This is a genomic window from Qipengyuania sp. (assembly GCF_043423005.1).
Taxonomy (GTDB): domain Bacteria; phylum Pseudomonadota; class Alphaproteobacteria; order Sphingomonadales; family Sphingomonadaceae; genus Qipengyuania.
Genome location: NZ_JBHWMI010000037.1, coordinates 1 through 4,521, shown reverse-complemented (window position 1 = coordinate 4,521; position 4,521 = coordinate 1). Strand labels below are relative to the sequence as shown.

The 4,521-nt window shown below is 70.6% G+C and carries 3 protein-coding genes; 1 reads left to right on the top strand and 2 read right to left on the bottom strand.

Going from position 1 to position 4,521, the window contains the following annotated elements:
* On the top strand, nt 1-1,842 hold a 1,842-nt coding region (locus ACHFFA_RS06755; protein WP_394270083.1), incomplete at its 5' end, for a DUF2339 domain-containing protein.
* A gap of 63 nt (nt 1,843-1,905) precedes the next feature.
* On the opposite strand, the gene ACHFFA_RS06750 is transcribed toward ACHFFA_RS06755, so the two are convergent.
* Both ACHFFA_RS06750 and ACHFFA_RS06745 read right to left on the bottom strand, forming a co-directional pair.
* A complete protein-coding gene (locus tag ACHFFA_RS06750) occupies nt 1,906-2,964 on the bottom strand; it encodes a hypothetical protein (RefSeq protein ID WP_394270082.1) in 1,059 nt (352 codons plus the stop codon).
* A 21-nt stretch (nt 2,965-2,985) separates the two neighbouring features.
* The coding region (locus ACHFFA_RS06745; protein ID WP_394270081.1) for a von Willebrand factor type A domain-containing protein at nt 2,986-4,521 on the bottom strand (1,536 nt) is incomplete at its 5' end.

Below are 4,521 nucleotides of genomic sequence, written 5' to 3'. Positions count from 1 at the left end.
GCGTACCTGCTTCTGGCGGCGGCGCTGGCGATCCTCGGCACGCGGTGGCGGCGGCTGCGCGAGGCGAGCGCCATTGCCGCGGCGCTGGCGGCATGCCTGCTTGCCGCCTGGCCGACCCCTCCGGCGGGGTGGTTCGCCCTGTTCGCGGCCGCTTTTGCGCTGGTCTTCGCCGTGCCCCCGCTATGGTATGTCTGGCGGGCGAGTGCGCGCACGGTCGACCATGCCCAGCTGGCGCTCTTCCCCCTGGCGCTGGTCGCGGCGATCTGCATCCAGTTCGACATTGCTTTGCTGGAGGACCGCGACACGCTGGTGGCCCTAGCCGCCCTGCTCCTTGCCGCAGCGCCGGTCCTCGCCGCGTGGAAAAGCTGGCCCGCCGCCGACGAGGATTTCGCCCTCGGCCCTGCCGCAGCGGTGGGCTCGGCGTTCGTCCTCGTTCTGCTGGCGGGATTGCTGGCGCTGCCCGCGTGGAGCGCCCCGCTGGTCACGGCGGCACTGGCCGCACCCGCGTTCACGCTGCGCCGGTCGCGCGATCGGCAGACGACCGGCTGGGTGCAGGCGGGCATCGCCATGGTGGGTGTGGTCCTGCTGCTGAACAGCAGCGACTGGCAGGAGCTGGCAAGCTTCGTAGAGGGGTCGAGCGGCGGCCCCCAGTGGCGCTATGCGCTGCGCTGGCTTGCCGCGGCGATCCCCTTCGCCCTGCTCGGGCAGTTCGGTAACCGCCCGGGCATCCGCCGCATGGCCGACGGCGGGGCTGCCCTCTTCGCCTATGGCATGCTGGCGATGCTGCTGCCGGACCGGGTGCTGCCGCTGGCCGCCGCCGGCGGGGCGTTGCTCGTCGCGTGGAAGTTCGACCGGCGCGGCGCGGGAATCGCCACCCTGCTGGGTATCGGCGCCCTGTGGGCGTCCTTCGCGGTTGCGGAATGGCTGGCCGGCGGGATTGCCGCGCTGGGCGGATCGCCGATGCTGTTCGGCGATCTGCCCGGTCTTGCCTTCACCCTGCGCACCGTCGCCCCTCTGGCGGTGGCGCTGGGCGGGGTGGCCCTGCTGCGCAAATCGGACCCGGCCCGCCGCCGCAACGTCCTTCTCGCCGGCGCCCTGATGCTGGCGATGATCGTCGCCCATGTCGGCTACAAGCACCTCTTCGCGATTGACGACGAGGCCCGCTTCGTGGCCCGGGGCCTTGCCGAGCGGACCTTGTGGCAGGGCGCGCTGGCTCTCGTCGCCGTGGCCCTCGCGACCTTGCCCGGAAGCGGGGCGAGCCGGGTCCGGCTCGGGCGCGCGATCGGGTTGCTTGCCGTGGCGCATTTCGTCTGGTTCAGTCTCCTCGCGCATAATCCGCTGTGGACTGCGCAGGCGGTCGGCTCGTGGCCGATCGTCAACCTGTTGCTGGCGTCCTACGGGATCGCGATCGGGCTCGTCCTGTGGCTCCGGAAAGGCCAGGCGGGCGCACCGCGATGGGCGGCGGGACTGACGGATGCGGCCGTGATGGCGCTGATCGCGCTGCTGGCGCTGAGCGAACTGCGACAGATGTTCGCCGGAAGCCTGCTGCTCGAGCCGCCCGCCGGCCAGCGCGAGGATCTCCTGCGCTCGATCCTCGCCATCTGTGTCGCGCTCGGCTTCCTCGGCTGGGGGACATGGCGCGGCCGGCGCAACTGGCGGGTCGGTTCGCTGGTCCTGATGCTGCTGGCGGTGTTCAAGGTGTTCATCTTCGATACGGCGGCGCTCGAAGGGCTGGCGCGGATCGCCTCGTTCTTTGCGCTGGGCGGCTGCCTCATCGCAATCGGGTGGTTCTATTCGCGGCAATTGTCGTCGAAACCCCGCGAGGACGCGGCGCCCGGGTAATTCCCGGCAAGCGCATCTCCCTTTCGGACCGCGCAGCGCCCGGACTGTCTCCTCGCCGCTGGGCTAGCGATCGGCGTACCGCACTGCGGTTGCCAGATCGCGGTCGGCGCTTTCCCCGTCGCCCGCCTCGCGTAGCAGCAGGGAGCGGAAATAATACAGGCGCGCATCACGCGGCGCCAGCCGGATTGCGCGGTCGAGATCGGCACGCGCGGCGTTCCGATCGCCCCGGCGCTGATGGACGAGGCCGCGGCCAAGATAGCCGCCGGGGTCCTGCGGTGCCTTGGCGATGGCTTCGTCGAAGGCGCGCAATGCGGCGGTGTCCTCGCCCCCGAAGGCGAGCGCAAGGCCGCGCGCCAGATGCTCCGGACATGGCGACGCATCGGCGCGCGGGTCGGCAGGGGTGCATGTCTGCCAGCGCCGGATCAGGCGCGGCGGGGGAACCACGTCTGCCTGACTGGCCGGCGCCCGGCGAGAACCGGTCACCACGATTGCTTGCGGCTCCTCTCTCGCGGCCAGTGCATCAGCCACACGCGACGACGATGGTGCGGGCGGCGGCGGAGGGGGAGGAGGTGGCGGCGGAGGCGGCGGGGCGAAGGCCGGCGCGTCAGGGACGACGGCGGCGGGCGCCGCGTTCTGTGCGGGGCTGCGCGGTGCGGCGATTGCGGGACTGCTTTCCGGCGCCGCGGGTGCGGTCGGGGCGAGGTTCGGATCGATCGCACGGGGCGCCCCTGCCTCGCTTGCAGCCTGCGATGGTTCGGCCTCTGACGTTTCGGCCGAAGCTCGTGCGGGCGCGGCACTGCCAAGGGGCGGCGGGGTGCGGGGCGCGGCAGCGGAGGGGCCGGCCTGTTGAACTGTTTCGGCGGACGGAGCGAAGCGCGCCCGATCGCCTTCCCGGGCAAGCCAGATGGGGATGGTGACCAGCAGGACCAGCATGGCGCTCGCCAGCACGGCGACCTGCTGCCGGGATCGCCGGGCGGCGGGGACGCGGCGCGGCGACGCCATGCCTTCGCCCAGATGCGCATCGAACCGGCGCAGGGCGGCATCGATCGCCGCGATGCGCCGCTGTTCGTCCACGGGCGGTGGATCGGGGACAACCCCCCTCAGATCGTCGTCACCGCCCATCGCGTCTCCGCATGACCTCGCTCATTCGCCCAGCCTCGGCATCGAGGCCGCCGATCCGGCGGCCCGCACCAGCTGGATGAATTCGGCACGATAGCCGTATTCGTCCGCGCCGCGCACCGGCCCGGCCATCTTCAGCACATCGTCATAGGTCATCGCGCCGGTGTAGCGACCGCCGCGCAGCAGCTCGGCAAACGAGGCGACCGCCGTCGCAAAGCGCGCATCGTCCGGTGCCGCGGCAAAGCTGGCCACCTCGCGCGACCGGTCGATCGGGGTGGACAGCAGATCGCTGGTCGCGGAACCGGGCTGCTTGTAGCGGATCTTGACGAAGCCATACTCGCCGCTGGCCTGACGCCGCGCCGGAGCATCCGTGCCGTAGCGCAGTTCGCCCAGCGCGCGCGGACCGCCCACCGGGACGATCTCGTAGAGCGCGGTGACGCTCTGTCCCGAGCCGACCTCCCCGGCATCGACCTTGTCGTTGTCGAAATCCTCGCGCTTCAGCATCCGCGTCTCGTAGCCGACAAGACGGTATTCGGCGACCGTCGCGGGATTGAATTCGACCTGGATCTTCACGTCCCGGGCAATCGGGAACAGCGTGGAGGTGGCCTCCTCGACCAGGGTCTTGCGCGCTTCGTTGATGGTGTCGATGTAGGCGGCGTTGCCATTGCCGTTCTGCGCCAGCGTCTGCATCAGCGCATCGTTGTAATTGCCCCGCCCGAAGCCGAGGACCGAGAGGTACACGCCTTTCTCGCGCTCGCGCTCGACGAAGCCCTTGAGCTCTTCGGGATCGGTGATGCCGACATTGAAGTCGCCGTCGGTGGCAAGGATCACGCGGTTGACGCCGGCCGGGTCGAACGTGCTGCGGGCCAGCGCATAGGCCTGGCGGATGCCCTCCGCCCCGGCAGTGCTGCCGCCGGCGCCGAGCATCTCGATCGCCGCGGCGATCCGCCCCTTCTCGCGCGCAGGCGTCGGGGGCAGCGCGGTTCCGGCCTGCCCGGCATAGGTGACGATGGCGACGCTATCGTCCGGGCCGAGCCGGTCGAGCAGCATCAGCAGCGACTGCTTGACCAATGGAAGCTTGTTCGCGGCATCCATCGACCCCGAGACATCGATGAGGAAGACGAGGTTGGCGCGCGGCAGGCTGGCCGCGGGCAGTTCGTACCCCTTGATGCCGACGCGAACGATCTTGCGACCCTGGGTCCAAGGGCTCGGAAAGACGTCGACGGTGGTGCTGAAGGGCCGCTCGCGCGAGGCGGCTGCGGGATAGTCGTAGGTGAAGTAGTTGACCATCTCCTCAGTCCGCACCGCATCGGGCGCGGGCAGGACGTTGCGATCCAGCGAGCCGCGCACGAAGCCATAGGATGCGGTATCGACGTCGATCGAAAAGGTGGACACCGGCTCGGCGCTGACGGCCTTGAACGCGTTCTGCTCGACATCGGAGAACGTGTCGCGGCCCTGCTCGTAATAGGCGGGCGGCGCCCCGCGCAGGTCCTGGGTGCTGACAGGAACGCTGCTGACGATTGCGAACGCCGGCGGGGGCGGCGGCGGGGGCGGCAGAAT

Bases quoted from the DNA above. Each gene is read 5' to 3' on its own strand.
- ACHFFA_RS06750 (WP_394270082.1), bottom strand. From the start codon at position 2,964: ATGGGCGGTGACGACGATCTGAGGGGGGTTGTCCCCGATCCACCGCCC.